Source organism: Sporolactobacillus shoreicorticis, assembly GCF_024125445.1.
Classification (GTDB): Bacteria; Bacillota; Bacilli; order Bacillales; family Sporolactobacillaceae; genus Sporolactobacillus; species Sporolactobacillus shoreicorticis.
The window spans coordinates 96,268-119,870 of sequence record NZ_JAMXWM010000012.1; the positions used below are offsets into that span (position 1 = coordinate 96,268).

24 protein-coding genes, 1 pseudogene and 1 other annotated feature are annotated in these 23,603 nt (G+C 46.5%); of the genes and pseudogenes, 3 read left to right on the top strand and 22 right to left on the bottom strand.

Annotation, left to right across the window (positions count from 1 at the left end; translation table 11 throughout):
- Positions 1-5: 5 nt before the first annotated feature.
- The 6 genes and pseudogenes from NIE88_RS11530 to NIE88_RS11555 all read right to left on the bottom strand — a co-directional run bounded on the left by NIE88_RS11530 (position 6) and on the right by NIE88_RS11555 (position 8,421).
- Positions 6-2,183 carry a RelA/SpoT family protein gene (locus tag NIE88_RS11530; RefSeq protein ID WP_253062262.1) on the bottom strand — a complete coding sequence of 726 codons (2,178 nt, stop codon included), beginning with the start codon at positions 2,181-2,183 and terminating at the stop codon, positions 6-8.
- A gap of 295 nt (positions 2,184-2,478) precedes the next feature.
- Positions 2,479-2,991: an adenine phosphoribosyltransferase gene (locus tag NIE88_RS11535; protein ID WP_253062263.1), complete on the bottom strand. Its 513-nt coding sequence runs from the start codon at positions 2,989-2,991 to the stop codon at positions 2,479-2,481.
- Positions 2,992-3,063: 72 nt separating this feature from the next.
- The gene (recJ, locus tag NIE88_RS11540; protein ID WP_253062264.1) at positions 3,064-5,391 is read right to left on the bottom strand and encodes a single-stranded-DNA-specific exonuclease RecJ; all 2,328 of its coding nucleotides are present in this window, start codon (positions 5,389-5,391) and stop codon (positions 3,064-3,066) included.
- A gap of 47 nt (positions 5,392-5,438) precedes the next feature.
- Entirely contained in the window at positions 5,439-5,783 is a 345-nt protein-coding gene (locus NIE88_RS11545) for a LapA family protein (protein ID WP_253062265.1), read from the bottom strand.
- A 28-nt stretch (positions 5,784-5,811) separates the two neighbouring features.
- Positions 5,812-8,062, bottom strand: a pseudogene (gene secD / locus NIE88_RS11550) (protein translocase subunit SecD).
- 71 nt (positions 8,063-8,133) lie between these two features.
- The gene (locus NIE88_RS11555; protein WP_253062266.1) at positions 8,134-8,421 is read right to left on the bottom strand and encodes a post-transcriptional regulator; all 288 of its coding nucleotides are present in this window, start codon (positions 8,419-8,421) and stop codon (positions 8,134-8,136) included.
- Between the two features lie 214 nt (positions 8,422-8,635).
- Here NIE88_RS11555 and spoVB point away from each other — a divergent pair, with 214 nt between their 5' ends.
- Positions 8,636-10,189 (top strand): stage V sporulation protein B, encoded by a 1,554-nt coding sequence (gene spoVB / locus NIE88_RS11560; RefSeq protein ID WP_253062268.1) that lies wholly within the window; start codon positions 8,636-8,638, stop codon positions 10,187-10,189.
- Here spoVB and NIE88_RS11565 read toward each other — a convergent pair.
- Complete coding sequence (locus NIE88_RS11565; protein WP_253062270.1) at positions 10,186-10,728, bottom strand: YetF domain-containing protein; 543 nt, start codon at positions 10,726-10,728, stop codon at positions 10,186-10,188. The two genes, spoVB and NIE88_RS11565, sit on opposite strands and share 4 nt — an antisense overlap.
- Positions 10,729-10,955: 227 nt before the next feature.
- Between NIE88_RS11565 and NIE88_RS11570 the strand changes: the two genes are divergently transcribed.
- Entirely contained in the window at positions 10,956-11,333 is a 378-nt protein-coding gene (locus NIE88_RS11570; protein WP_253062272.1) for a TIGR04086 family membrane protein, read from the top strand.
- A gap of 51 nt (positions 11,334-11,384) precedes the next feature.
- On the opposite strand, the gene yajC is transcribed toward NIE88_RS11570, so the two are convergent.
- From yajC to NIE88_RS11615, 9 genes are all read right to left on the bottom strand, one after another.
- The gene (gene yajC, locus NIE88_RS11575) at positions 11,385-11,672 is read right to left on the bottom strand and encodes a preprotein translocase subunit YajC (RefSeq protein WP_253062310.1); all 288 of its coding nucleotides are present in this window, start codon (positions 11,670-11,672) and stop codon (positions 11,385-11,387) included.
- Positions 11,673-11,702: 30 nt separating this feature from the next.
- Complete coding sequence (tgt, locus tag NIE88_RS11580; protein ID WP_253062274.1) at positions 11,703-12,848, bottom strand: tRNA guanosine(34) transglycosylase Tgt; 1,146 nt, start codon at positions 12,846-12,848, stop codon at positions 11,703-11,705.
- Positions 12,848-13,891: a tRNA preQ1(34) S-adenosylmethionine ribosyltransferase-isomerase QueA gene (gene queA / locus NIE88_RS11585; protein WP_253062276.1), complete on the bottom strand. Its 1,044-nt coding sequence runs from the start codon at positions 13,889-13,891 to the stop codon at positions 12,848-12,850. Before queA ends, tgt begins: the two co-directional genes overlap by 1 nt.
- 123 nt (positions 13,892-14,014) lie before the next feature.
- Positions 14,015-14,215: a DUF2905 domain-containing protein gene (locus tag NIE88_RS11590; RefSeq protein WP_373689431.1), complete on the bottom strand. Its 201-nt coding sequence runs from the start codon at positions 14,213-14,215 to the stop codon at positions 14,015-14,017.
- A gap of 8 nt (positions 14,216-14,223) precedes the next feature.
- Complete coding sequence (gene ruvB / locus NIE88_RS11595) at positions 14,224-15,231, bottom strand: Holliday junction branch migration DNA helicase RuvB (RefSeq protein WP_253062280.1); 1,008 nt, start codon at positions 15,229-15,231, stop codon at positions 14,224-14,226.
- A gap of 16 nt (positions 15,232-15,247) precedes the next feature.
- Positions 15,248-15,850 carry a Holliday junction branch migration protein RuvA gene (gene ruvA / locus NIE88_RS11600; protein WP_253062282.1) on the bottom strand — a complete coding sequence of 201 codons (603 nt, stop codon included), beginning with the start codon at positions 15,848-15,850 and terminating at the stop codon, positions 15,248-15,250.
- Positions 15,851-16,033: 183 nt separating this feature from the next.
- Positions 16,034-16,762 (bottom strand): YebC/PmpR family DNA-binding transcriptional regulator, encoded by a 729-nt coding sequence (locus NIE88_RS11605; RefSeq protein WP_253062284.1) that lies wholly within the window; start codon positions 16,760-16,762, stop codon positions 16,034-16,036.
- Positions 16,763-17,015: 253 nt separating this feature from the next.
- Positions 17,016-17,591, bottom strand: coding sequence for a YhcN/YlaJ family sporulation lipoprotein (locus tag NIE88_RS11610; protein ID WP_253062286.1), 576 nt, complete (start codon positions 17,589-17,591; stop codon positions 17,016-17,018).
- Positions 17,592-17,913: 322 nt separating this feature from the next.
- On the bottom strand, positions 17,914-19,593 hold the full coding sequence (locus NIE88_RS11615) for a LysM peptidoglycan-binding domain-containing protein (protein WP_253062288.1): 1,680 nt from the start codon (positions 19,591-19,593) through the stop codon (positions 17,914-17,916).
- Between the two features lie 235 nt (positions 19,594-19,828).
- Here NIE88_RS11615 and NIE88_RS11620 point away from each other — a divergent pair, with 235 nt between their 5' ends.
- The gene (locus tag NIE88_RS11620; protein ID WP_253062290.1) at positions 19,829-20,365 is read left to right on the top strand and encodes a transcription repressor NadR; all 537 of its coding nucleotides are present in this window, start codon (positions 19,829-19,831) and stop codon (positions 20,363-20,365) included.
- 9 nt (positions 20,366-20,374) lie between these two features.
- On the opposite strand, the gene obgE is transcribed toward NIE88_RS11620, so the two are convergent.
- The 6 genes from obgE to NIE88_RS11650 all read right to left on the bottom strand — a co-directional run.
- Positions 20,375-21,658: a GTPase ObgE gene (gene obgE / locus NIE88_RS11625; RefSeq protein ID WP_253062312.1), complete on the bottom strand. Its 1,284-nt coding sequence runs from the start codon at positions 21,656-21,658 to the stop codon at positions 20,375-20,377.
- Positions 21,659-21,668: 10 nt separating this feature from the next.
- Positions 21,669-22,385 (bottom strand): Spo0B domain-containing protein, encoded by a 717-nt coding sequence (locus NIE88_RS11630; RefSeq protein WP_253062292.1) that lies wholly within the window; start codon positions 22,383-22,385, stop codon positions 21,669-21,671.
- 45 nt (positions 22,386-22,430) lie between these two features.
- Entirely contained in the window at positions 22,431-22,727 is a 297-nt protein-coding gene (rpmA, locus tag NIE88_RS11635; RefSeq protein ID WP_253062294.1) for a 50S ribosomal protein L27, read from the bottom strand.
- Between the two features lie 13 nt (positions 22,728-22,740).
- Complete coding sequence (locus NIE88_RS11640; RefSeq protein WP_253062296.1) at positions 22,741-23,070, bottom strand: ribosomal-processing cysteine protease Prp; 330 nt, start codon at positions 23,068-23,070, stop codon at positions 22,741-22,743.
- Positions 23,071-23,082: 12 nt separating this feature from the next.
- Positions 23,083-23,391: a 50S ribosomal protein L21 gene (rplU, locus tag NIE88_RS11645; protein ID WP_253062298.1), complete on the bottom strand. Its 309-nt coding sequence runs from the start codon at positions 23,389-23,391 to the stop codon at positions 23,083-23,085.
- A partial coding sequence (locus tag NIE88_RS11650) for a hypothetical protein (protein WP_253062300.1) occupies positions 23,375-23,603 on the bottom strand: 229 nt, incomplete at its 5' end. The genes NIE88_RS11650 and rplU, both read right to left, overlap by 17 nt.
- Positions 23,443-23,519, bottom strand: a sequence feature (ribosomal protein L21 leader region). It overlaps the preceding gene by 77 nt.

The following is a 23,603-nucleotide window of genomic DNA, read 5'->3' on the forward strand; positions in this document are numbered from 1 at the left end:
CTTTTCTATTGCATCACGCGGCGAACCGAATAGATATCGGGAATCCGCTTGATTTTCTCAACGACTCGATACAGATGATCAATATTCGTGATCGCGATCGTCATGTTGATGGTCGCCACTTTGTTTTTATCGGCGCGGCCGGAAATACCATTAATGGCTGTGTGCGAATCGGAAACGCATTGGAGCACTTCATTGAGCAGACCGTTCCGGTCAAAGGCAGTCACCTCAATATCGACGTTGTATTCTTTTGATTTTGATTCATTGCTCTCCCATTCGACCTTCATCAGGCGTTGCTCCTCTTCATTTTTGATATTCGGACAATCCACACGATGAATGGTGACACCTCTCCCGCGTGTAATATAACCGACAATCGCATCACCTGGCACTGGATTACAACAGCGTGCAAGACGAACAAGCAAATTGTCAACACCTTTAACGCGCACGCCAAGCGACGTCTTCCGATGGTTGTTTGTGTTCTGCTTTGGTTCAGACAGTTGCCTCATTCGTTCCTCTGCTTCTGTTGGTTCCGAAGCCTTGTGCTCGTCGTCGGTGAACCGAGTAACAACCTGCTTGGCCGTAATTCCGTTATATCCAATTGCTGCAAACAGTTCATTTTCATGGGAAAAATTAAACTTTTTTGCTACAGCAATGATTTTATCCTCAGTCAGGTTATCCTTTATGCTTACATTCTGACTACGGCATTCCTTTTCAAGCATCTCACGGCCCTTTGCCACATTTTCCTGACGTTGCTGGCGCTTGAACCACTGCCTGATCTTATTCTTTACAGCCGAACTCTGGGCAATCTTCAGCCAATCCCGGCTCGGTCCGTAGGAATGATTCGAGGTCATAACCTCGACAATATCGCCGGTCTTCAGCTTGTAATCCAGCGGCACCATCTTGCCATTAACGCGCGCACCAACCGTTTTGTTGCCGATCTCGGTATGAATCCGATAGGCGAAATCAATCGGTACTGATCCGACCGGAAGCTCGATCACATCCCCCTTAGGCGTGAACACAAATACGGTGTCCGAAAACAAATCCATCTTTAATGATTCCATGAATTCCTTGGCATCGTCGGTTTCATTCTGATACTCAAGAATTTCACGAAACCAGGTGAGCTTGTCCTCAAATTTGTTATTGATATTTCGAACCTTGCCCTCCTTGTATGCCCAGTGCGCCGCAATTCCGTATTCCGCAACATCATGCATTTCCTCAGTTCGAATCTGGACCTCAAGCGGATCTCCCTTCGGCCCGATTACAGTGGTATGGAGCGACTGGTACATATTGGCTTTTGGCATCGCGATATAGTCTTTGAAACGACCGGGCATCGGCTTCCAATGTGTGTGGATAATGCCAAGAATAGCATAGCAGTCCTTAATGCTTTTGACGATAATCCGGACCGCGAATAAATCGTAAATTTCGTTGAACTGCTTATGTTGATTCACCATTTTGCGATAGATGCTGTAAATATGCTTTGGGCGGCCGGAGACCTCAGCATCAATATGTACGGATTTTACATACGCCCTCAATCCCTCAACTACCTGAGCAATATAAGCTTCGCGTTCTTCACGTTTTTGTTTCATTAAATTGACAATTTTATAGTATTGCTGTGGCTTCAAATAACGCAGCGAGATGTCTTCGAGCTCCCATTTAATTGCGGAAATACCGAGTCGATTGGCAAGCGGCGCGTAAATCTCCAATGTTTCATTCGCTTTTTGAATCTGCTTCTCGGCACTCATATATTTTAACGTCCGCATATTATGCAACCTGTCGGCAAGCTTGACAATGACACAGCGCAAATCACGCGCCATGGCGACAAACATTTTACGGTGGTTTTCTGCCTGCTGATCTTCTTTTGATGTGTATTCAAAATTTCTCAGCTTCGTCACGCCATCGACAAGCTCAGCCACGTTATCTCCGAATGCTTCGCGAATGTCTTCCAAAGTAACCGGCGTATCTTCTACAACATCATGAAGAAAGCCGCTGATTATGGTAATGACATCCATATTCAATTGCACAAGAATACCCGCGACCTCAATCGGATGCATTATATAGGGCTCGCCCGACCTGCGGACTTGTCCCTTGTGCGCGTGATCGGCAAAACGATAGGCCTCACGGATTAATTCAATATCTTTTTTATCTAAGTAGGTTGAAGCTTGCTGTATAAGTTCTTCCATCGTCATAATATCATCACCTGTATGCCGGACCCTTGCCGGTTCTGCGAATCAAATCTTTAAATCACCCAATTTAGTAATTTCAGACAAATAAATAAAAAAAGAAGCAAGGCAGCCAACAAGCCGGCGACTATGGTCCCGCGCAATTGGCACCTATTAGGACTATTATCAAAGATAAAACCAATAAAGTAAAGGATTTACATTCCATTCTGTCCATCCTGCAGGTGGACAAAACCTCCTAATTGTTATGATTCGCAGTGAGAAAAAGAGAGTGCCTAATTCCAGGCACTCCGGAGCATTTCATTTAATAGTGAATTAAAGAAAGGACATCATAATCTTTAAGCAGCCTTGAGCCGTTGAGTTCGGTCAATTCAATTAAAAAAGCGACTCCGGCAATCACGCCGCCTAATTGTTCGACCAATTGAATGGTCGCCTCAATCGTACCACCGGTTGCAAGCAAATCATCGGTGACAAGCACACGCTGCCCCGGTTTAATTGAGTCTTTATGAATACATAGCGTATCAATACCGTATTCCTTCTCGTAGGAAACCGTCGCAACTTCACGCGGCAGTTTACCCGGTTTGCGGACAGGTACGAAACCAAGTCCTAATGAATAGGCAAGCGGTCCACCGATGACGAATCCGCGTGCTTCCGGTCCGACGATCACATCCGCGTGCTTGCTTTTTGCGAAAGCTGCCAAGTCATCAATGGCTGAACGGTAGACCGCTCCCTCCTCAAGCAGCGATGTAATGTCTCTGAAATTAATACCTGTCGTCGGAAAATCCATGACCGACTTTATATACTTTGCATAATCCATATTGCGCACTCTCTCCATTTCAATAAATGCTCTCGTTTATCTGACTGTGCATCGCTGCAAAATCGCATTATATTATTTTAAAACGCGTTCATGCATAAACTGTGCCATGATCCACTGCTTCAGTTCGCCGATCGGCGAATAGCAGAAACGTGCTTCCAATCTGCGCTGCATCTTCTCTTTACGGTACGTGTCGGAGGATGTTAGCGGCGCTTTAACCGGAGAGGGGTTCTCAGTTAAGAAACCCTTCTCTATTTTAACAAAACCGAGTTCAAAAAACACCTGGGTCATCAAAGAAATCGACTGCTCACTCCAACCTTTATAGCCTGCGATTTGACGAATCATTTCCTGAACATCGAAGGAATGCCTTTTGCGGATTAGCGCGTAATACCACACAAAGTGATCGCGTTCCGGAAACACTGTGAAGTAGTGGTCTTCCGGGTGATAAAAGATGCAGTAAAAGCGGTTAAGCTGCGGATTGCTTCCTATCATGTCTGCGAGTTGTGCCTCATCATCTGGGAGATCAAGAAATGCAACAGCATCTGATGGAACAGACATGCCGGACTCATATACCTGCACGATACCTTCGAGCTGAAAATGTGCCGCAGTTTCCGGCTGAAAGGCAAGCAGGGTTACGGAATCCTCTACAAGCTGTGCCGTTTTTTCATGAATGTCGCGCACAGAACGCCAATCATACACTTGAATACCCTCAACACAAAGATCACGAATCAGTAACTGTACTTTTCTAAAGCCGTTCCATTCATTAATTCCTAACTCACCGACTGCAACTAAGTGGTCATTTGGTGAAATACGCGACATCCAGCTGCCAAATCCGAATCCAATTGCTTCGAGTTCTTTTTCGCCACCCTTAAGTGTCACCTTTAAATGATTGTTATTACGTCCAACAGCACCGAGCTTTGCTAAAGGTGCTTGTTCAATCTGAAACAGCGGACGCGGATTGTCCGTGCCGAACGGAGCAAGCTGCGCCAATTCTTCAATCAGATCTACGGAAAGATCATCAACTGAAGAAACACCGTCTATGGTCAATTGAGGAACGAGGTCTTCAGGCTGCAGCACACGAGCCGCGGCATCTGCAAAGGCCTTCCGAAAGGCATCGATCTCGTTTTTCGCAACCGTCATCCCTGCCGCCATCTGATGCCCGCCAAACTGAATCAGATAATTCGATGCGTCTTTCAATCCCTGATAAAGATTGAAGCCTTCGATACTGCGTCCGGAACCTTTAGCAATACCGGTTTCTTCATCAATACTGAGAATAATCACGGGGCGGTAATATTTGCCAACGATTTTCGACGCCGCAATGCCGATAACGCCTTGATGCCAATCTGTACCCGCAAGGACGAGTGCTTTATCGCCTCGACTTATATAGCCCGCAGCTTGTGCGTCAGCCTCCCTGGCTATTCTGTCAACAATTGCTCGCCGATCTTGATTCAGCGAATCTAGCTGTTCGGCAAGCGCCGCGGCCTCGCTCACATCTTCAGTCAGCAGCAGTTCAAGCGCAGCTCTTGCGTCATTCATGCGTCCTGCGGCATTCAGTCTCGGCGCCATTTGAAAACCGATCACATCGCTGTCAACCATTCCCGCCCCGGATGCTTTTATCTTGAGTGCGTCAATCCCCGGCAGCGATCCCGCATTCATCGTTTTTAATCCTAGATAAGCAATCAAACGATTTTCATCAACAAGCGGTACGAGATCGGCAATCGTTCCGATGGCGGCGAGTGCCACCAGTTTCTCATCGAATGTATCCGATGGGCAGATCGCTTGTGCAAGCTTGAGTGCGATCCCGGCACCGGACAATCCCTTAAAGGGATAAGGGCAGTCTTTCTGCTTCGGATTTAGAATGGCAAAAGCTTCCGGCAGCTGATCCGGCGGCTCATGATGATCGGTGATCACATAATCAATCCCCATTCTCTTCGCGCATTCGGCAGGATCGCTAGCTGCAATGCCTGAATCGACGGTTATAATCAGTGTTACGCCGTCCTTCTTCGCTTGTTCGACCGCACCCACATTAGGCCCGTATCCATCCTTGAACCGGTTCGGAATGTAGTAGGATACATGAGCGCCGATTGACGTCAATGCGCGAATCAGAATAGCAGTCGACGTCACTCCGTCTGCATCATAATCACCAAAGACGCGAATCTGTTCCCCGTTTGTTACCGCTTTGCTAACGCGGACAACAGCTTTATCCATGCCCTTCATTTTCATAGATTCATAGAATTTCATGCTTTCGCAGTGCAGGAAGTGTTTGGCTTGTTCCGCATCGTCAAATCCTCTTGCAACCAATAAACGAGCAGTAAGCACAGAAATATGCAGCGACTCTGAGAGCCGCTGCATTTTTTCTTCATCAACCTTTTTTATCTTCCAATAATTTTTTGATTTCAACATCCGCCCTCGCGCTCCCTCAACAACCGGTTCCTCGCTTGGCCGGATTTTTATTTTTGTGACCGACGCCTCGCGGTCCGTGATTCGCTTGATGTCTCTTCACCGCTCAGATCAACTTTCAAACGTTCGGAATCCTCAGGATGCAAATCAATTATTCTTCGAAGTTCACGTTCCAGTTTGCCGATTCGATGACGCTGTTTGTAAATCGTGGAATACGTGAACAACCCGATAAGCACTGCTCCGATCAGCAATGATCCGATGATCACAAGAATGAGTGGCAGCCGGACAACGCCGAACAGAAAGCTGAACCCCACGGTTTCCACATTAGCAATGGAAAACAGAACAATAATTAATGTGAAAATGAGTACGAGGAGTATTCTCCACTGTTTTTTCATTCCGGTACCTCCATTTCTCCATTAAAAATTATGCCTGAGTCTGTACAGTTCTCTTTTTCTTCCGCCTGTCAAGATAGCGAACCTTCATGACCGCCCATAAAGGACAGGCGATACAGATTGACGAATACACGCCGCAAAGCAGTCCGACAAAGAGGGCAAGCGTAAAGTTACGGATTGATTCACTGCCGAAGATCAGCAGCAGAACAACCGGAATCAGCACGGTAAGCACCGTGTTCAATGATCGCGTCAGTGTTTCGCGGATACTCAGGTTTACGATTGCACCGAATTCCTCAATCGTTGAAAGTCTCTTTCTGCTCAGCTTAATGTTTTCACGCACACGGTCAAACGTCACAATCGTGTCGTTAATTGAATAACCGACAATCGTAAGCACAGCAGGAATAATCAAAATATCAACTTCAAGATGAAACAGGCTGAATACGGTCACGATGAAAAACGCGTCATGGATCAGCGCAAGCACCGCCGTTAGACCTTGAAGAAATTCAAAACGAATCCATACATAGATGATAATACCGATTGAAGCCAAAACCAGAGCGAATAGACCGTTCTTCGCAAGATCGCGTCCGACTTGCGGAGAAACCATACTGACGTTTGGCTCGATGCCGAACTGTGCTTTGATTTTGCTCTTAATCGCCGCAATTTGGTGCTGATTCAGTTCTTCGTTGATGCGGACAGTCGCAATGTTCTTATGGGTTCCGGAAACAACCGGTCGTTCCGGGTCATAATTCATTGCGCGAAAAGTCTGGTCAACCTTTTCAATTGAAATTGGCTCAGTGCTCTGCACATCGACACGTGTACCGCTTGAGAAATCAATCCCCAAATTGAGCTTGAAAACAAAAAGTGAAAGGATACCCAAAATAATCAGCGCAGACGAAATGACAAAGAAAACATTTCGGTGCTTCATAAAATCAAAGTGATCGTAAAATTTATTGTAGTGTTTGTAATCCATTTTTTCATTTAGTTCCACGAATATCACTCCTCTTCACGCCGAACAGCCATGGGTGATTATTAAGCGCACGGCTGTGAACCAGAAGGCCAAGCAGCAGACGAGCACCATAAACCGATGTCACGAAGGTGACAACATTGCTGATCAGCAACATGACGGCGAATCCCTTGACAGCACTGGTTCCCAAGGCAAACAGAACAGCAGCGGCAATGATCGTCGTCAGGTTAGCATCGATAACCGTAGGCAGTGCCCGCTGATTCCCGGCTTTAAACGCAGAAATTATTGATTTTCCGCTTCGCAGCTCATCTTTAATTCGTTCAAGTGTGATAATGTTGGCATCGACAGCCATCCCTACCCCGAGAATCATGGCGGCAATACCCGGCAATGTGAGCACCGCCTGCAGTCCGACAAATACGGCCATAACAATGATGCTGTAGAAAACCAGAGTCAGGTCCGCAATCAGCCCGCCTAAACGATAGAACAAGAGCATGAACAGCATGATGGCCGCGACGGCAAGCGCACCTGCGTAAATCGTTTCTTTCATGGAGTCTTGTCCGAATTGAGCGCCGACAGAAGTGGAATATTTTTCAACCATTCGAACCGGCAGTGAACCTGAGTTCAGTAAGTCCTTCAGGTTTGTCGCCTCTTTAGCCGTAAAGCTCCCGGTAATCTCAACATCGGACGTATTCAGTTCTTGATCCACACTAGGATCGGAGATGAATTTTTGATTTGTTTTGCCCGATTCTTTAGCATAAGAATTGCCTTTTTTATAATCCATCCAGATCACGAGAACATTTTCGCGTTTTAATGGATCATAACTTGCAATTTTCTTTGTCACACTGGCGAATTTCTTCGGATCCTTCAGCTGCAAGGTAACCATCGGCTTGTTCATTTGGTCGAAAGCAACCTTTGCCTTGCCCGGTTTCAGGTCCGAGCCGTCCATCATCAATCTGTCTTTATAATCGCGGAATTCCAGCTTCGCCGTTGTTGACAGCAGCTGACGCGCACGTTTTTCATCTTTAACGCCCGGAAGCTGGACACGAATCCGGTGTCCGTTTTCAATCGAAATATTCGGTTCGCTGACACCGAGCACATTGATCCGCTTATTGATTGCCGCGACCGCGTTGCTCATTGTATCGCTGTCAATTTTTTGGCCTGCCTTAAGTGGTTCGACCTGATACAGCACTTCGAAGCCGCCTTTAAGGTCCAGTCCCAAATTTACCCTATGTATGATGGGATTTACTGCAAAACCAATGATGACCCCCAGCACAATTAAAAGCGCAAAAAAGGAAAAAATCGGTCCTTTTTTTACCATTATCTAAGCTTGCTCCCTTCTCTTTGTCGGCCCTCGTTTGCTACGAAAGCCTTCCCGTCTACGAACTGCATTTATCCAAACAGTGAGCTGTCCATTTCATTTGAGCTGTTTTTAAACAGATCCAAGCGCAGTTTGTTCATGTAATCATTCACTGTCAACGCCATGACCGCAGCCACCACTTCATGTATTCGTTCGGGTTTGTCCTCTTTCTTTTTCTCCAAAGATTCTTTAACAAATTGCCAGAATTCATCCATTTTCAAGTGATTAAGGCCGAGCAATTGAAACTCATTTAATTTACTTTGCAGAAACGGCTCAATGATCGTCCGCCACTTTTCCATATCGTTCAATTCATCCGGCATTTTGATTCCTCCCCATAAAGCCTATAATAGCATATTTGCGGTTGAATACGAAACACAAAAACAGATGTCAACCTGCCTTTTTCTGCAAGGCTTGTCATGCTTGGACCCTTTTGATGCATATACTCTACTACGGCCGCGGAATTTCCTTTCCCAACACGGTCGCAAGCCACATCATTTACTCACTTGTGAATTTGCAAACAAAGGCGGGCCGCTCATGACACGACAATCTTTTTTAAAAGGCTCTTTTATATTAATGACAGCGGGTCTGATTACCCGCATTCTCGGCATGATCAATGGGATGGTGCTTGCTCGCGTGATCGGTGACGAGGGAGTCGGCCTGTTTATGATGGCGTTTCCTGCCATGCTCCTGGTCGTAACGCTCACCGAGCTTGGTTTGCCGGTCGCGATATCAAAGCTTGTTGCTGAGGCGCAGACGTTTGGCAACTTTCGTAAAGTTAAATTGGTACTCGCCTGGTCGCTGGCTATTGTCGGATTCTCCAGTATCGTACTGACCACAGTCATGTTGATCGTGATTCCAATATCGGCGAACTATTTATTCGCCGACACACGCGTTATCTATCCTTTGCTTGCTATAACACCGGTGATCCCAATTGTCGCCGTAAGCTCTGTTTTACGCGGCTATTTTCAGGGAATCCGCAACATGAAGCCTTATGCCTATTCAGGAATTGTTGAACAGGTTGTTCGGATTTCGCTCGTCGCAACACTGGCTAATCTGCTGATGCCTTATGGTGTCGCCTATGCCGCCGCAGGCGCAATGATTGCCGGTTCGGCAGGAGAATGTGCCTCGCTCCTCTACATGCTTTACGTTTTTAAGCATGGAGAAGGCATAAAAATGAAGGGTCGCAAGAAAAGATCGCTAAAAGGGACGCGTGAAGTTCTTCGCGACCTGCTTCGAATCGGGCTGCCGACAATGGGCAGCCGTCTGATTTCATCGCTCAGCAATTTCTTTGAACCTATGATCGTCTCACATGCACTCGTTATCGCCGGATATTCAATTGCCTGGTCCACACAGCTTTATGGACAGCTGACCGGATACGCAATGACACTGCTGCTGCTCCCAAGCTTCATCACGCATGCCCTTCATGTCTCGCTTGTTCCGGCAATCAGTGAAGCGTATGCGCGCAAGTCCTTTAATTTGATTCATTACCGATTGAACCAGGCATTGCGCATCGCCATGCTCACCGGCGGTCTTTCGGTAGTTGTCACTTACTCATTTGCTAGGCCGTTGATGGATATTATTTACGACTCACCGGAATCTGCTCAATTTCTCTATATTATGACACCGTTTTTCATGATCTTTTATTTTCAAGCACCGATGCACGCCGTTCTTCAGGCACTTGATTTAGCAAAGGCGGCCATGTATAACACCTTAACAGGAGCGATTGTCAAAACCATTATGCTGTTCGTGCTCACCTGTCGACCAGAATTCGGCATTAAAGGCACCGCGCTCGCTATCTGCACGAATGTTGTTCTTGTCACTGTCCTGCACGCCGCTGTCATGTTTAAAGCCATTGGATTCTCGTTGATTATTCGTGATTACATCCGCACCTTTCTCTTGATTGTTTTCTCAGGTTTTGTTGCCCATCTGCTTATCCAGCGGACATTTACAGCCTGGTCACTTCTTCCGAGAACGCTTGTTATGATCTCGCTGGTCGCTGCACTCTATTTAGTACTTGCGTCTTTCCTCGGTTTGTTGCAAAAAGAACAGCTGAGCCAGCTTCCGATCATCGGAAAGTGGCTCAGTTAATCATGGCGCATGTATTTGTTAAGGTCCATGTAGAAATTTCCCAGAGGATCCATTCTTAAATAGTTGACTTGACGAATATTGCGATAGCCGAATTTTCTCAGCTCCTGCCTGAGCCAGAGCGGTGTTTTTCCAATCTGTTCCAGATTATCGCTTCGCACCTTCCCGTTTTCAATAAGTGAAAGCCCCGGCCGAGGCGGCTCATAATCGGCTTCAAATGGATGCATCGTCTTTTTTCTCATTGAACGGAAATCAGCGGCCTTCAAATATTGAATAAGGTGCTCATGAATCGACCATTTGGCGGCAAAACGATAAAGCCAAAAGCGCGACCGATAAATGAGAATGAGAATCAGGAACGGTGCGAGCAGCGGAATTAACGGTCTCTCCGGCATCACTATCGCCGCAACGGCCAATCCGGAAGCAGAGAATACGAGCACTACGTCAAGACCGGATTGTTCTGAAATCTTTTCACTCAATGACTTTCTGAAACCGATGAACATGAGCAGGGCCAAGCAAAGTATGCGAATCACCGACGTTCCCATTCTGCTTCTCCTCTCTGAATTCTTGATCTATAGGTTTAGTATGGGCAAGCCGGACAATTTCATGAATGGGACAGGTGTCATGATTTTGAACCTGTCCGAATAAGATGGACTATCAGGAATCTCGATTTGCCGCGTCATATCCGGCAAATCCAAATCCTTTTACCAATAAGAGGATGTCGAAAATTTTTGGCAACAGACTTGAAACATTCATTAATGGAGGTGGTAAAATGTCTCGAAATTGGCTTAGTGCTGTCACATACGGAATGATCGCTGCGATCCTCATTGTCCTTGCTTCCGCATTTCTTCTCGCCTCGCTGCTGCGCTTCACAACGTACACGGAATCAAATGGTTCCATCCTTCCCATTGTCATCTCAATTGTTGCTCTTTTCATCGGCGGTGTGATTTCCGGATCAAAGACAAAAGAAAAAGGGCTCTTGATCGGAGCCATCACCGGGCTTGCTTATTGTTTGTTCAGTCTCTTCTTTCAATATCTTGGTCTTGATCAGAGTCCAAGCCTGAATCAGTACCTTTTTTTTGTTGCCAATATTGCATCTGCATCGCTAGGAGGTGCAATCGGCGTCAATCTATTTGCCGGAAAGCATTAATTGTGAAAATCAAAAAAGGGCGACCGCGCGCGGCCGCCTTTTTTTGATTTATTATTTTTCCGTACTTTCTTCAACAGCAGGTTCCGGTGCATTTGCCTTTTTCAGGACCGCGCGGATCGCGTTGCGTTCAAAAGTCAGTTTCGTACCGCCGCAGCGAAGCACTGCTGCCTGATCGTCGATCGAGTCGATCGTACCCTGAAGTCCTCCAACCGTAACAACCTTGTCGCCCTTAGCTAAAGCCGATTGCATCGCTCTTGTTTCTTTAGTCCTCTTTTGTTGCGGGCGAATCAGCAAAAAATAGAAAATTGCTACAAACACCAGCAATGGTAACAACTGCATAAGACTCAATGAACTTCTTCCTTTCTATACTCAAAAGTTTTTAGCACCCGGTTTATTAAACCCATACGATTCAAAGAATTCCTCTCTGAATTCAAGCAGCCGGTCTTCTTTGATCGCAGATCGGACACGCTTCATTAATTTTATCAGAAAATAAAGGTTATGGTAAGTGGTTAAGCGAAATCCGAACGTTTCATTTGCTTTAACAAGATGACGGATGTACGCGCGTGAGTAATTTCGGCACACTTTGCAATCGCAGGATGCATCGATCGGACCAAAGTCATGAGCATATTTCGCATTGCGAATAACAAGCCGCCCATGCTCAGTCATGCATGTGCCATTGCGCGCAATCCGAGTCGGCAGCACACAATCAAACAGATCAATGCCGCGGATGACACCGTCAATCAATGAATCAGGGGAGCCGACACCCATTAAATAACGAGGTTTATCCGCCGCAAGAAGCGGTGTCGTATAGGTGAGCATCTCATTCATTTTTTCCTTTGGTTCGCCGACCGAGAGTCCGCCGATTGCATAGCCCGGAAAATCAAGCGACGCAAGCGTACGTGCCGACAGCTCGCGAAGTTCCTTATATCCGCCGCCTTGGACAATCCCGAACAGCGCCTGGCGTTCAGGATTGACGTTAGCTGCCAGGCAGCGCTCTGCCCAACGGCTAGTTCGTTCTACAGACGTTTTCATATACTCATAAGGTGAATCAAACGGCGGACATTCGTCAAACGCCATCATGATATCCGAACCGAGTGCGTTCTGAATCGCTATCGACTTTTCTGGAGAGAGAAAAAGTTTCTCTCCGTTCAGATGATTGCGAAAATGTACACCCTCCTCAGTTATATCACGTAGCTTGCTCAGACTAAACACTTGGTAGCCGCCGGAATCGGTCAATATTCCTTGATCCCAGTTCGTAAAGTGATGAAGCCCTCCGGCTTCCTGAACAATATCTTCGCCCGGACGAAGCCACAGATGATAAGTATTACTCAGGATGACGCCCGCACCCATCTCTTTTAGTTCCTCCGGGCTCATTGTCTTGACCGTTGCCTGTGTTCCGACCGGCATGAACATTGGTGTGTCAAATGTTCCGTGAGGCGTATGGAGCCTTCCAAGTCGTGCTCCTGTTTTCTTATCCGTCTTAATTAATTCATAGGTAACTGCAGCTTGATTCATTAATGGCTAATTCCTTCCTCAATAAACATAGCATCGCCAAAGCTGAAGAAACGATACCGTTCCTTGACCGCTTCACGATACGCCCTCATGATAAATTCCCGACCAGTGAATGCACTGACCAGCATAATCAGTGTTGACTTCGGCAGATGAAAGTTGGTGATCATTCCGTCAATGGCGCGATATTTATATCCTGGATAAATAAAAATATCGGTCCAGCCGGATGCTTCTTCGAACTTGCCGTCACATTTCTCTGTTATCGTTTCCAGTGTGCGAATAACCGTCGTACCGCATGCAATGATTCGTTTGCCTTCGGCGCGCGTTTTCGTCAGTTGTTCCGCAGCCTGGGCAGACATCTGATAGAATTCAGAATGCATTGTGTGCTCCTCGATCTTGTCCACCTTAACCGGACGGAATGTGCCCAGCCCAACATGCAAAGTGATAAAAACAATGTGTATCCCCTTTTTTTGAATTTCAGCAAGCAATTCCTTAGTAAAATGTAGCCCGGCTGTCGGTGCAGCTGCCGATCCGCGATGCTTGGCATAGACAGTCTGATACAGATCGGGGTCGTTGAGCTGTTTTTTTATGTAAGGCGGCAGTGGCATCTTGCCGAGCGCGTCCAAAACTTCATAGAAAATGCCCTCGTAATGAAAGTTCACGAGACGTCGCCCTTCATCCAGTTCTTCGGTACACTCGCCGACCAGCATCCCATTACCAAATGAAACACGTGCACCCTGATGTACACGCTTTGCCGGCTTTGCCAGGCATTCCCACGTATCTCCTTCTTTCTGTTTCAGAAGCAGCAGTTCAATTTTCGCACCGGTATCTTCTTTATGACCGATCAGACGGGCCGGAAGCACCTTCGTGTCATTCAGAACAAGGCAGTCCCCCGGATTTAAATAATCGATAATTTCACCAAACGTATGGTGTGCGATCCGATCCTTGTTCGGATTAAGTACCATAAGCCGTGAAGCTGCACGATTCTTTAACGGGGTCTGCGCAATCAGTTCTTCCGGCAAATCATAATCAAAATCAGATAATTCCATTTCAGCACTCTCTTTCTTTTTATAGGAACTTCAATAATTGCAAGGAATTCTCGATTTCAAAGAATCCTCTAATTTACAGGATCCTCGATTAAATACACTCACATCCTGTGAGCAACGCTGACATTACATCCTGTGAAACCAGTGATTAATGACATACATGATTAGCGATAAAATCAAGCTTATTATAAGACAAGTCACAATGGGGAAAATGAACGTGGTATTCCCCTTTTTAAAAACAATATCGCCCGGAAGTCGTCCGATTAGCGGCCAGCAGAGACCGACTAAAAAAAGGATGGCACCAACAATCATGAGTATTCTACCCATGCCACTCATCACTTCCGATCCCCTCGTCCCAGATTAAAATGACTGTATGCCCGATCAGTAACCATTCGTCCGCGCGGCGTGCGCTGGATGTAACCGATTTGAAGCAAATACGGCTCATGAACATCTTCAATTGTGTGCCGTTCTTCGCCGATTGCTGCGGCCAAGGTATCTAGGCCAACCGGCCCGCCATTAAACTGGTCAATCATCCCCATCAGCAGCTGATGATCGACACGGTCCAGTCCGGCTTCATCAACGTGAAGCCGGTTCAGACCGTCTCGTGCCGTCGTGCGGTCAATGAACCCATTGCTCTCTACCTGAGCAAAGTCGCGAATCCGCTTCAGCAGGCGGTTCGCGATTCGCGGAGTCCCACGTGAACGGCGTGCAATCTCAATGCAGGCATCCTGCTCGATTTCTGTTTGCAGTACAGATGCCGTTCTTTTAATAATCATGGACAACTCATCCGGAGTGTAAAACTGAAGACGACTGATCACACCGAAACGATCACGAAGCGGAGGAGACAAATAACCGGCCCTTGTGGTTGCACCGACAAGCGTAAACGGCGGCAGATTGATTCGTACCGAATGTGCGGTTTCATCCTTTCCAATAACTATATCCATGCAGAAGTCTTCCATTGCCGGATAAAGAATCTCTTCAACATGGCGAGGAAGGCGGTGAATCTCGTCGATAAAAAGTACATCACCAGGTTCAAGCGATGAGAGTACCGCCGCAAGATCTCCCGGCCGCTCAAGTGCCGGACCAGATGTTGTCCGAATATTTGCGCCCATTTCCGATGCAATAATCATCGATAAAGTTGTTTTACCAAGTCCGGGCGGGCCATAAAGAAGTACATGGTCAAGCGGTTCGTGACGCGCTTTTGCTGCACAAATAAAAATCTTTAAGTTCTGCTTTATTTCCTCTTGACCGATGTAGTGATCTAAATCAGAAGGGCGAATGGATTGATCCAGCCCTTGATCTTCAAGTGTTGCGTCACGAGACAGCAAATGATCCTCTTCCAAATCCGTCGCCCTCCTTCTACACTTTGGATAATCGCTTCAAAGCCTCTTTCACATAATTCTCCGCATTCAGATCTAATTTTCTTAATTGTGGTACAACCTTGCGGATTTCCCTGTCGGAATAACCGAGCATCGCCAGAACATCCGTCGCTTCGGCAAGCGCGTTTTCCAGTCTGCTGTCCATATTTTCTTCCAATTTCATGTCTGCCGGCCGGACAGCAAATTCTTGTAATTTACCTTTCAGATCAAGAATAATTTGTCCCGCTGTTTTTTTGCCGATGCCCGGGAAACGAGTAAGAAACTTTTCATCCTCTGCCTCAATTGCTTGGATGACTTCATCAGGGTCGCCCGAAGCAAGAATCGCAAGCGCATTTTTCGGTCCGATCCCGGAAACAGAGAGCAGCCGGACAAACAGTTCCCGCTCCTCTCTTGTCTGAAAACCATATAAAACGTTCGCCTCTTCGCGAACGTACTGATAAAGATAAATCTTCGTTTCTTTGTCCAGCAGCGGTTGATAGCTGAACGGATTCGGGCATATGATCTTGTAGCCGAATCCTCCCAGTTCAATAACAATACCGCTGCCGGAAAGATAAGTCAGAATTCCTTTAATATAATCAAACACTAAGCTAACTCCTCGTCCATCGTTTCTAAGCCAAGGCCTCTGTCTTTTATCATACCACATGGCGGGTATTTGTCCCAAGAAAAGCCAATGAGCACTGATGGTTCACAGACCCATGTAAGCAGGCACACGCAAAAATTAAGGGAACATTCACGTCGAATGTTCCCTCTTTCGCCTCATTCGGAGTTATGCTTCTTCAAGGTTGCTGTAAATATCCTGTACATCATCGTTATCTTCCAAAGCCCCAATTAATGTTTCCATTTTTTCAAGGTCTTCACCGCTCAACGAGGTTGTAGTCGTCGGGATCATAGCGATCTCCGCACGATCAATTTCATAGTTTTTTTCTTCAGCTAATGTTTTTCGAACGTCCTCAAAGACATCAGGTGTTGTCACGATAATAAACCGATCTTCTTCTGTTTTCACATCATCAGCACCCGCATCAACGGCATCCATCATAACCATGTCTTCATCAAGGCCGTCCTTTGCTTCAATTTCAATAATGCCCTGTTTTTCGAACAGGAATCCAACACTTCCCGATTCGCCTAAATTACCGCCGCTCTTTGAAAACGCATGGCGAATTTCGGAAGCCGAACGGTTACGGTTATCGGTCAGAACGTCAACCATGACCGCTACACCGCCCGGACCGTATCCTTCATAAGTAATTTCTTCGTAAGTCACGCCGTCTAAATTTCCGGTTGCTTTCTTGATTGCCCGGGAAATGTTGTCGTTTGGCATATTAGCCGCTTTTGCTTTCTCAATCGCATGCCTTAATCCGGCATTCATGCTTGGGTCGCCGCCCCCGTGACGCGCTTCAAGGAAAATATCCTTGGATAATTTCATAAAAATTTTACCACGTACGGCATCCAACGCATTTTTCTTATGCTGTATGTTATTCCATTTTGAATGTCCAGACATAATTTCTTCTCCTCCCAATAAAAATGCGGTACAAAAAAACGAATGCACCTTTATAAAAAACATAGAGGCAAAAAAAGAACCGGCAAAAGCCGTTCTCCGCTCACCCGCTACCGTTTTTTATCCTTTAGTTCTTCAACTGCTGCTTTAATGTACCCCGCATATTTCACTCCGTTATCATTATACCTATTTTTCACGGCGAAAAAAAGAGCAAAGGCTTAATGCCCTTGCTCTTTCTTCCAGAATTACTACTTTTTTATTTGCTGTTGTTTTCAAACGGACGCTTAACAGCATTGGCCAGATCGTCGATAATGCCGACAATATCTGAGCGAACTTCTCGAGTTGCCTTGCCTGCATTAAACGTCGCTTCTGTTGCAGTAATTCGTTTGACATAGCGGCTGTCGGTCGATACCAGCACTTCACGACCGCCTGCGAGCGGAAGAACTGCAAGCCTGATTTTCTTTCTTAAGTTTGCGCGATCGTTTCGTCCTTTATCCAGAACTGCTCCTATGGCAACGTTGTTTCCCGAAACCAGTACATGGGCTTCATCCACTCCGTCAACAGAAGCTGCTCGATCCGCAATACGGTTCGCTAATTTCTTTTGATCACCGTAACTTAACTGGTTCACCTGGTTATTGGTGTCACCGCTCAGATTATTGTAATCCGGTGCGGTTGGTGGAACTGCATTCGAATTCGGATTGTTGTAGCCGGTTCGGTAATTGACATCCCGCGGCGCATTTGGGCGGTTATATGCAGCGTTATCCGCCTGACAGCCTGCCAATAAGGCACTTAATGTTAACACGGTTCCTAATTTTGCTATTGCTTTTTTCACTTTTGCTCCCCCTTTCGCACTTATCATGTGTGAAGAAGGAGCATTTTACGCTTAAGAATTTTTACCGTTAAATTAGCAAAAAATAGAAAACATATGCCGGATCAATCATATTATCTTAAACGCATTGTTTTTATTTTTTGGTTCCGTTAAATACGGTTGTTGTTTCTCAATTGCGCATGACGGCACGACTGTGGGTAATTCATGAGTCTTCTTGCGCGTTCCACGCGTTGCCATGTCTCACGTAGCTCTGCTGATCCCGCAAGGTTTTTGCACCTTCCGCTCCAAACAATGGAGTGGAAACAATATTATTTTTAAACAGAGCCTATTTTTTAGGACTTCCTGATTTCCCTGCTTGGTATATTGGCGCGGACACATTTGGCATTGCCCAATAAGGCATCGGTTGCGGACGCGGCGGCTGGTTTCCACCGTAATACCCTGCGATTGGTGCATTTCCGTATGGCGAATGAGGTACCGGACCTCCACAATTACATGGTTTACCGGTTTGTGCTTTATTTGGAATTACCGGGTACGGATAGCCTCCCACTACTCCTGTCTGCACAGGTGATGTTTTGTTGCTGCCGACAGGTGCGGTTTGCGGCTGTTTTTGTTTCGACGCAGTTCCGGCTACTTGTGGATTCGTCCATGGCATCGTTTTTTTACCCGCAGATGTTTGACTACCTACATAAGCTTTATCAAGCTGCACCGTTCCATGGCCAATTGGAAATTGCGGCTGTTGCCCTGTCCACGGCTGCAACTGTGGATAATATGGACTCTTTGCTCCCATCTGATCAACAGGATGATAAACGGGCTTCTGCGAAGCAGCTCCGCCTACTGCACTTGGATAATAAGGATTTGTACTGCTCCCTTGAATCGACGGACTGATATTCCCTTGATTCGAACCCTGGGTTGCAGGGCTTACTGCGCTGCCAGCGTTCGATCCCTGCGTCCACGGACTCGCCACATTCCCTTGATTCGCTCCCTGGGTTGCAGGGCTTACTGTACTGCCGGCGTTCGGTTCCTGCGTCCACGGACTCGTCACATTTCCTTGATTTGGTCCCTGAGTTGCAGGGCTTATTGCGCTGCCGGCGTTCGGACTTTGTGCCCACGGGCTCGTCACATTCCCCAGATTCGCCCCCTGCGTCCACGGACTCATCACATTTCCTTGATTTGGTCCCTGGGTTGCAGGGCTTATTGCGCTGCCGGCGTTCGGACTTTGTGTCCACGGGCTCGCCACATTCCCCGGATTCGCTCCCTGTGTCCACGGACTCGTCACGTTCCCTTGATTCGCAGAGCTTACTGCGCTGCCGACGTTTGATCCCTGTGTCCACGGACTTGTCACATTCCCTGAATTCGCTCCCTGTGTCCACGGGCTCGTCACGTTCCCTTGATTCGGTCCTTGGGCTGCAGGACTTACTGCGCTGCCAGCGTTCGATCCCTGCGTCCACGGACTCGTCACGTTTCCCTGGTTTCCCATTGGATAGTAGGGCATTGTGCCTTGGCTCACCGGATTCACATTTCCATGCGCGGTAGGACTGATCGTTGTAGGTGCTTGTGGCGTCGAAAAATTCGGATACGATTCAGATCCTGTCGGTGTCCAACTTGTCGTCTCGGGACTTTTGGGATACATTATTTTTGAGTAATCGGCTGTTGATTGTCCTGCGGTTTGTGTACCAGCTGATATATTGGGCTTCTGTTCAGTTGCTTCGATTTTCACCTTCGGCTGTGCAGGTGCAGGCTCTGCTTGCTGCACTGGTGCCTGCTGTACCGGCACCGGTTGAGCAGGTGCCTGAGGTGCTTGATGATGAACAATTTCTGAACGCTGATTTGTTGGAACAGCTCTCTTCAGTGGCTGCTTGCCGATCGCTACCTTCACCTTCATTCCCTGAGTTAATGAATTCTCGTCTAAATTTGTATTCATCTTCCTGAATTCGTCAATAGTCATTCCGTGTTTGCTTGCGATATCTTCCATAGTATCGCCTTTTTGGACAACATATAATTTCACGGTTCTCCATCCCTCCTGTGAAAGTCACTTTATATATATGGTTGCTTTGGGCTTTTTGCCACTCTTTGCACCGGAAACTTACTTTGCTTCTGTTCCATTTTTTTCGAGCAAATAGGCTAATGGTGCACAGGCGCATGGTTTTGTTTTATACTTAAATCATCAAAATTTGCGAATCAGGCTGTTGCCTCGGAAATGTGAAAATAATCGACGAAAAAGAAACAATGGAGTGTTCATGATGAAACAGAAGAAAGAGAAACGAAGATCTGCGGTTGAGCGCAGAAAATCAATTATGGAGCGGCTCAGGAAAGCAGCAGATCCGATCAAGGGTAACGACCTTGCTGATGAAATGCAGGTGAGCAGGCAGGTCATTGTTCAGGATATCTCACTGCTTAAAGCTGAAGGAAAGCAGATTATCGCCACATCCCAAGGCTATCTCTTGCTGCAAAAAGTTCAATCCAATACAATAAAGAAAATCGTTGCTTGCAATCACACAATCAGTGAGACAGAAGACGAACTCACCCGCATTGTCACTTGCGGTGTGACCGTACTTAATGTAACTGTGGAACATCCATTGTACGGAGAAATCACGCGCTCGCTGATGATTCGCAATCGTTCCGATGTCCATAAATTCGTTGAAAATCTTGAAAAGACTGGGGCTTCTTTGCTTTCTTCATTGACCGACGGTGTTCATTTACATGAGCTTGAAGCAGATGCTTCAGAGAAAATTGAGAATGCTGTTGCTGCATTAAAACAGGCAGGTTATCTGCTGTAACCCGCCTGTTTAATCCGTGTATTCAAATTCAAAATCCATGATCCGTACGGTATCGCCTTCAGTCACACCTTTTGCACGTAATGCATCGTCGACCCCCATACCGCGCAGCTGCCGTGCAAACCGCCGAATCGCTTCGTCATGCTGAAAATTAGTCATTTTGAATAAAAGTTCCACTTTCGGTCCGGACACATTAAAGATCCCGTCCTCATCTTCAGTAATCCTGAATGGAGCTTCCTCTTTTTCAAACGTGTACAACGCCTTGCCGTCCACTTGCTCCGGTTGTTCCATCGGAAATTCAGGTGTCGTTACGATTCGTTCATACACGGCACCAATCAACTCTTTCAGTCCGGCTTGCGTCAATGATGAAATCGGAAAGATCTCTATACTCGGATCGACTTTTTTCTTAAATGCCTCTAGATTTTTCTTAGCATCCGGCATATCCATTTTGGATGCCGCAATAATTTGCGGACGCTCAAGAAGACGCAGCTGGTAGCTTCTTAGCTCTTCATTAATCTTGGTGTAATCATCAAAGGGATCTCGTCCTTCACTCCCGGACATATCCACGACATGAACAATGACGCGCGTCCGTTCGATATGGCGCAAAAATTGATAACCAAGCCCCGCCCCGCCGCTCGCGCCTTCAATCAATCCGGGAAGATCTGCAAGCACAAAGCTTCGTCCTTCATCCACAGCCACTACGCCAAGATTCGGCGTCAGCGTCGTAAAATGGTATGCGGCAATTTTAGGTTTAGCCGAAGTCACAACGGACAAAAGTGTCGATTTTCCGACACTTGGAAAACCAACTAGACCAGCATCGGCAAGCAATTTTAGTTCAAGTTGAACTTCACGTTCTTGGCCTGGCTCTCCGTTTTCAGAAATATAGGGAGCCGGATTGGCAGGCGTTGAAAAACGGGTATTTCCACGTCCGCCGCGTCCGCCGGCAGCAATCACAGCTCTTTGATTGTTCTCCGTCAGATCGGCGATCACTTGTCCGGTCTCCTTGTCCTTAACCACTGTTCCCGGCGGAACCTGAACAACGAGCGGTACCGCACTTTTCCCATGCTGATTTTTCGTTCGGCCATTTTCACCCTTTCGCCCCTTAAAATGCCGTTTGTAACGAAAATCCATCAATGTCCGCAGTCCTTCATTGACTTCAAAAATTACATCCGCTCCCTTACCGCCATCCCCTCCTGCCGGACCGCCGTCGGGCACATATTTTTCACGTCTGAAGGCAACCATGCCGTTACCGCCGTCGCCGCCTTTGACAAATACATTCACTTGATCGACAAACAAATCGTCCACCTCACCTTGTATCACATTCATTATTTAACTTATAGTGTTCAACCCATTGAAAAGAATGATTCACATTCAACTTGTTTAATTGTTCTGCCGCAGCATCCCGATCGACCATCTCACCTTCAAAATAGAGATCAACGCATAATACAGACCCGGTTTCAATGACGACCCGAACCGTGTTGTCTACAATCGGTGCAGAATAATGCTCTAAAATCGTAAAATATTCCTGAAAGACATTTAACAATTCTTTATCATAAGCTGACAGATCTCTTTCTGGTCCGTCTATCTCGAAAGTCAGCGCGAACGCATGGGACGACCACCTGAACTGCATCAAAAAAACAGCACATTCCGGAATTTGCAGATGTGCAAGCCGCGATTGATTGTTCAGCTTTTCTGTCATTTTATCGATAACTTGCTCAACTTTTTGCGTCCTATTTAAGAAAAGATAACCTTTGATCAATTGAAGGTCGTTCAAATACTCATGTCGCGCCGAATTCAGCAATTCGATACTTTTTTCCGCATTGAACATTATTTCCATCCTTTCCCAATCATCTATATATTCCAGTATAACAGATGCAATTAAGCGGATTGTGTACAATGCTTTACAGAAATACATCTCTTTAGTTCGTTGCCAATAAACCGTCTTTTTTGCTCTTAATTCCAGATTTCGTGCATTATTATCAGGACAAAAAGAAGCGGCAGATGCCATTTTTTGCTTACGCAAAAAAACATCTGCCGCCTCAGTCCGTTCATCGCAATGAAAGAACCATTAAGCTTCTTTAACTGCATCTACCGGATAGACACTTACTCTTTTGCGGTTGTGACCGAACTTTTCAAACTTAACAACACCATCGGCTTTAGCGTACAGCGTATCGTCGCCACCGCGGCCAACGTTCGTTCCTGGATAAATCTTCGTTCCACGTTGACGGTACAGAATTGAACCGCCTGTCACCAATTGTCCGTCCGCTCTCTTCGCGCCCAGACGCTTCGAGATGGAATCACGGCCGTTTTTTGTACTACCTACACCTTTTTTCGATGAGAAAAACTGAAGATCTAAATTCAGCAAGTGAAACACCTCCTTAATCGCTAATTCGAATATATTGCCCGTAGGACTTTTCAATCGTTCGCATTGAAACAAGCATTGCCTCCAAGACCAGCTGGGCTTTTTCCAGATTGGCATCGACGGGACAGTCGGAAATTCCGCATTCAAGATAACCGCCATCCTCCTTTTGCCGCACATCCATTTTCAGGTTGGCAAGTGATTCCACAGCGTTGACCGAGCCAAACGCAACGGCCGAAACCGCCGCACAAACCAAGTCCTGCCCATGAGGACCGCTGTCCGCATGACCGGTTAATTTAAAGGCAACTATTTTCCCATAATGATCACGCCGTACCGTTAAAACAACCACCGGAGTTCACCCTCAAGCATTGATCTTTTCGATCACAACTTTCGTGAACGGCTGTCTGTGTCCTTGTTTGCGACGATAATTCTTTCTCTTCTTAAACTTGAAAACGATGATTTTCTTGTCGCGTCCTTGTTCAACAACCTTCGCAGTAACGCTTGCGCCTTCAACAGTCGGAGTACCGACCTTAACGTCTTCGCCGCCAACAAATAGCACCTTGTCGAAAGTAACCGTATCACCTGCTTCTGCAGCAAGCTTTTCAACGACAATCGACTTTCCTTCTTCTACCTTCAGCTGCTTGCCTCCGGTTTCAATAATTGCGTACATTCTGATGCACCTCCTTTAGAATCATGTTCGGATAAGGGTTTGTCCGAACTCCGTCATTCTCAGACTCGCCAGAGAAAGGCTGCCCTATTATGGACATTAAAGCCTGTTCTGAGCGGTTGGAGCGAGATGCTCCTAAGTCCTCTAACAACACAATAACAGGAGTATCGTAACATAATGCTGGTTTACCTGTCAATAAAATTTCACTTACTACT

Excerpts from the sequence above, each read along its gene's own strand:
- NIE88_RS11530 (WP_253062262.1), bottom strand. The coding sequence starts at position 2,183 with ATGACGATGGAAGAACTTATACAGCAAGCTTCAACCTACTTAGATAAA.
- NIE88_RS11535 (WP_253062263.1), bottom strand. The coding sequence starts at position 2,991 with ATGGATTATGCAAAGTATATAAAGTCGGTCATGGATTTTCCGACGACA.
- recJ (WP_253062264.1), bottom strand. The coding sequence starts at position 5,391 with ATGTTGAAATCAAAAAATTATTGGAAGATAAAAAAGGTTGATGAAGAA.
- NIE88_RS11545 (WP_253062265.1), bottom strand. The coding sequence starts at position 5,783 with ATGAAAAAACAGTGGAGAATACTCCTCGTACTCATTTTCACATTAATT.
- NIE88_RS11555 (WP_253062266.1), bottom strand. The coding sequence starts at position 8,421 with ATGCCGGATGAATTGAACGATATGGAAAAGTGGCGGACGATCATTGAG.
- spoVB (WP_253062268.1), top strand. The coding sequence starts at position 8,636 with ATGACACGACAATCTTTTTTAAAAGGCTCTTTTATATTAATGACAGCG.
- NIE88_RS11565 (WP_253062270.1), bottom strand. The coding sequence starts at position 10,728 with ATGGGAACGTCGGTGATTCGCATACTTTGCTTGGCCCTGCTCATGTTC.
- NIE88_RS11570 (WP_253062272.1), top strand. The coding sequence starts at position 10,956 with ATGTCTCGAAATTGGCTTAGTGCTGTCACATACGGAATGATCGCTGCG.
- yajC (WP_253062310.1), bottom strand. The coding sequence starts at position 11,672 with ATGCAGTTGTTACCATTGCTGGTGTTTGTAGCAATTTTCTATTTTTTG.
- tgt (WP_253062274.1), bottom strand. The coding sequence starts at position 12,848 with ATGAATCAAGCTGCAGTTACCTATGAATTAATTAAGACGGATAAGAAA.
- queA (WP_253062276.1), bottom strand. The coding sequence starts at position 13,891 with ATGGAATTATCTGATTTTGATTATGATTTGCCGGAAGAACTGATTGCG.
- NIE88_RS11590 (WP_373689431.1), bottom strand. The coding sequence starts at position 14,215 with ATGGGTAGAATACTCATGATTGTTGGTGCCATCCTTTTTTTAGTCGGT.
- NIE88_RS11605 (WP_253062284.1), bottom strand. The coding sequence starts at position 16,762 with ATGTCTGGACATTCAAAATGGAATAACATACAGCATAAGAAAAATGCG.
- NIE88_RS11620 (WP_253062290.1), top strand. The coding sequence starts at position 19,829 with ATGAAACAGAAGAAAGAGAAACGAAGATCTGCGGTTGAGCGCAGAAAA.
- rplU (WP_253062298.1), bottom strand. The coding sequence starts at position 23,391 with ATGTACGCAATTATTGAAACCGGAGGCAAGCAGCTGAAGGTAGAAGAA.